Below are 3,675 nucleotides of genomic sequence, written 5' to 3'. Positions count from 1 at the left end.
GGGCTTTGACGACATCTCTAGCGACACTATATACGCTGCCGAAATCATCAATCAATCCCACTTCTTTAGCCTCCGAACCGGTATAGATACGGCCGCTGAAAACATCAGAATACTGCTGATCTTTCAAACGCTTTCCGCGTCCGAGTTTAACCGATTTAATAAATTCCTTATGGATATCGGTCAGCATTTTTTCCCAAATCTGAGTTTGTGCGGGCGTTTCAGGAGAAAACGGATCGCCCATACCTTTATTGCTGCCCGCGATTTTCAGACGACGTTTGATACCGATTTTATCCATCAGCCCCGTCGCATCAAACCCCCCGCCAATCACACCGATACTGCCGACCACGCTGGACGGGTCCGCATAAATCTTATCGGCCGCCGCCGCAATGTAATAACAGCCCGATGCACACATATCTTCCGCCACCACATACACAGGAATGTCTTTATGCTCCGATTTCATACGGCGGATTTCGTTAAACGCAATATTGGAAACCACAGGCGATCCGCCCGGACTATTGGCGCGGATGATAATCGCTTTAGCATTGGGATTATTGTAAACCGCCTCCATACCGGTGCGCAGCATCTCAACCTGATCATCAAGTTCATTGCCGATTTCACCTTTCAAATCTATCACTGCCGTATGTTCCCCACTGCTTTGCACTGCATCGGTATCGTCTCCAAACAGTGACGCAATAAACATGAGAAATAAAATCACACCGATAACACGCCAAATATTGCGCCAAATACGTGCGCTACGCTGCTCTTTATAAGAAGCCAGCAATACTTCGCGCAATACTTCGCGCTCCCAAAACGAGCCGGAATGAGATGAGGGATTATTCCCCTCACGAGAATAAGGTTCCTGCATGATCGGTACTTTCATTGTTCAAATTTTGACATTCGGAACCACAATTCAGGTAGCTCCAACATTTTAGAGGATGTCTCCTATCCAATAACCCCGCATTCTACCGTCCTAAAAGATAAAATTTCAATCATCAGCAAATATTTGAACAAAGTTTTCATTTTATAACGAAATTTTTGGTTTCCTCATTAGAGGGAATCCAAAGAAAACAGCGTCAAAAAATGATATGGGATATTATGTGCAGCGATAAAAGCTTGAAGAATGATTTATGATAACTATTTTGAGTAATCGGACTATTCCTATCATAATGCTGCTTTGTTCCGAAAAACGTACCGATACCGTCGATGTAAACATTATAGTGGATTAAATTTAAACCAGTACGGCGTTGCCTCGCCTTGCCGTACTATCTGTACTGTCTGCGGCTTCGTCGCCTTGTCCTGATTTAAATTTAATCCACTATAAAAGCGCAGACGCCTATTCCGGAAAACGCTTTTTTCAAAACATCCGTAGGAGTGTAGCAAGCGTAGATTGGGGCGGAAATCCAACATCTATCAAGGTCGTCTGAAAGTTTTCAGACGACCTCTTTGCCAATAGCAGTCGTCCTGTTCAATTGTTCATATGGTTTTGATACACCGCCATCACAAACCTGCCGACCACATTCTCTAGGTAAAGAATTGATTGTTCGATAACGGAGAAAAGGCTAAAAGCACAAAGAAACTATGAAAATGCCAAAAAAACGTCGGAAAAATGCAGAAAACAGATGCAGACGATATTAAATAACTTGTCTATTTAAAGGACTAAAATGACCAATCAAGTTAAATATAATCGCAATAAAGACCGCCAGGGATTGTTTAAAGAAGATTTTTTTAAAACCAGTTATTCTGAAAATCTACAACTACTGCAAGAGTGGATAGAAGAAAGTAAGAGTGACTCAACTATTCCTTCAGATGCACTGCCTCAACAACTTTATCTAACAATGCTTACCGAATACACCGTAGGATTTCCGATAGAAGAAATCAAGAAGCGTATGAATCAAATAGTTTATTACTGTAAGCAATGCCTGGATATACACAGGCAATACGGGCAAAAGGAAGACATCATGTTTATTTGGGGGCCGGAGGAGTGGGCGGGAGAAGAGCAACCCAACCTTATCGGACTTTGCCTATTGTTCGAACGAATGGATTGGCTGGAAACCATTAAAGACAGCCTCAATCCCTATAACGATGACGAAATGTATTACGATCCATCATTCAGGGCTTTGATAAATATGGCACTACCCACGAAATTTGATCCCGGCGCCAAATTTGCCAAAGGCGGACACAACTTCCGCAAACCCCTGCTGCAAGCCATCATGGCAGAAAGCAAGGAAGAATCCCTGAAATATCTCAACGCTTACCTCTCCGGCTGGTACGAAGGCAACCGAAAAATCGGTAATCTCCTGATTGATACACATTTGAACCAAGATCCCGAATATGGGGGCTATATCGGCTACTGGAGCTTTGAATCCGCCGCAGTCGCCTATTTAAAAGACTTGGACGACACCTCCCTGCGGCAGTATCTGTACTATCCTAAAGATATGGTGGATTGGGCACGGGAGCAGAAGCTTAAGCACGAGTAGGAGTAATACGGCAAGGGTGGATTGATATGAAGAAAATCGTTTTATTATTCTTTATTTATAGTAGTTTCGCTATGGCAGAACAAAATATTTTTCCTGTTCATGAAGTGCAAAATTTGTTGGGTTATGGGCAGCTAGAGTTTTTAAAGCCAAATAAAAAAAATATTTTTATGCGCTATACAATGAAAAATAAAGGAATAAAAACATATTCCTTACAAGATGGCTGTTATCAAAAAGATAAAGTAGATAATTGTGTATCTGAAATGGTTTATCTGGAATCTTCGCCTGATGGCAAGTATTCGATATTTATGCATATAGAAGGAGGCATGGTAGAGGATTTGGAAGAAAATTCTTCGCATTACCATGAAACTAATAATATTTTGATTTTAAATCATAAAAGCGGGTGTTTGGTTATGGCGCCTTCTAAATACTACGTTAATTGGAAAGGAAAACATACCTTAAGTGATGGGGATGGAGATAGAGATATTGATTTAAATAAATATTTTAGAGGAATACCTATATTTTATAGAAATAATAAATTGGATGCGGAAAATTATTATGGCGTAGATAATGTAAATAGTTGCCGTAAATTTCAATTGTAAAAATTACCTTCTTATTGGTGCTATCCAGCAAGCGTAGATTGAATTGGAAGTCTGTTATTGAGGTCGTCTGAAAAATTGAGGATTTTTATTTTCAGACGACCCTTCATCAAGTGGATACAGATTCAAGAGATAAACCAACCCGTAGCGTAGGCTTCGCCCACGACCTTCCGCCCGAACATCCGAATCCAATCATCCTTGTTTATTCGTGGGTAGAACCCACGCTACGGGCGGCTGGCTCTCCCGTCTGCGGAGAGAGCAGCTCTACGGTTTGCACGAATTTGATTTTACCTAGAACCATAAAGCCACCCCCATCCTAACCTTCCCCCGCCGGACGGGGGAAGGAACAAGTTGCCGTTGCAGCAAATCGTAGCGTGGGCTTCGCCCACGACCTTCTGCCCAAACATCCGAATCAAATCATCTCTGTTCATTCGTGGGTAGAACTCACGCTACGGGCGGCTGGCTCTCCCGTCTGGCTGGAGAGAGCAGCCCTACGGTTTGCACGAATTTGATTTTACCTAAAACCATAAAGCCACCCCCATCCTAACCTTCCCCCGTCGGACGGGGGAAGGAACAAGTTGCCGTTGCAGCAAATCGTAGCG

3 protein-coding genes and 1 pseudogene are annotated in these 3,675 nt (G+C 42.6%); 2 read left to right on the top strand and 2 right to left on the bottom strand.

Translation table 11 applies throughout. The features are described from left to right. Nucleotides 1–865: S49 family peptidase (locus HMPREF1051_RS06735; RefSeq protein WP_003766192.1), on the bottom strand; the 865-nt coding region annotated here is incomplete at its 3' end. Between the two features lie 350 nt (nt 866–1,215). Next, nucleotides 1,216–1,356, bottom strand: a pseudogene (locus HMPREF1051_RS14400) (IS5/IS1182 family transposase); the annotation flags it as partial. 305 nt (nt 1,357–1,661) lie between these two features. Here HMPREF1051_RS14400 and HMPREF1051_RS06730 point away from each other — a divergent pair. Further along, nucleotides 1,662–2,477: a PoNe immunity protein domain-containing protein gene (locus tag HMPREF1051_RS06730; protein ID WP_003766196.1), complete on the top strand. Its 816-nt coding sequence runs from the start codon at nt 1,662–1,664 to the stop codon at nt 2,475–2,477. A gap of 26 nt (nt 2,478–2,503) precedes the next feature. Continuing rightward, nucleotides 2,504–3,076 (top strand): hypothetical protein, encoded by a 573-nt coding sequence (locus tag HMPREF1051_RS06725; protein WP_003766194.1) that lies wholly within the window; start codon nt 2,504–2,506, stop codon nt 3,074–3,076. Nucleotides 3,077–3,675 lie beyond the last annotated feature (599 nt).

Origin of the sequence: Neisseria sicca VK64 (assembly GCF_000260655.1) — a bacterium.
In the GTDB taxonomy this organism is placed as follows: domain Bacteria; phylum Pseudomonadota; class Gammaproteobacteria; order Burkholderiales; family Neisseriaceae; genus Neisseria; species Neisseria sicca_B.
The sequence above is the reverse complement of the archived record's forward strand: the minus strand, read 5'-3'. Positions and strand labels throughout refer to the sequence as shown.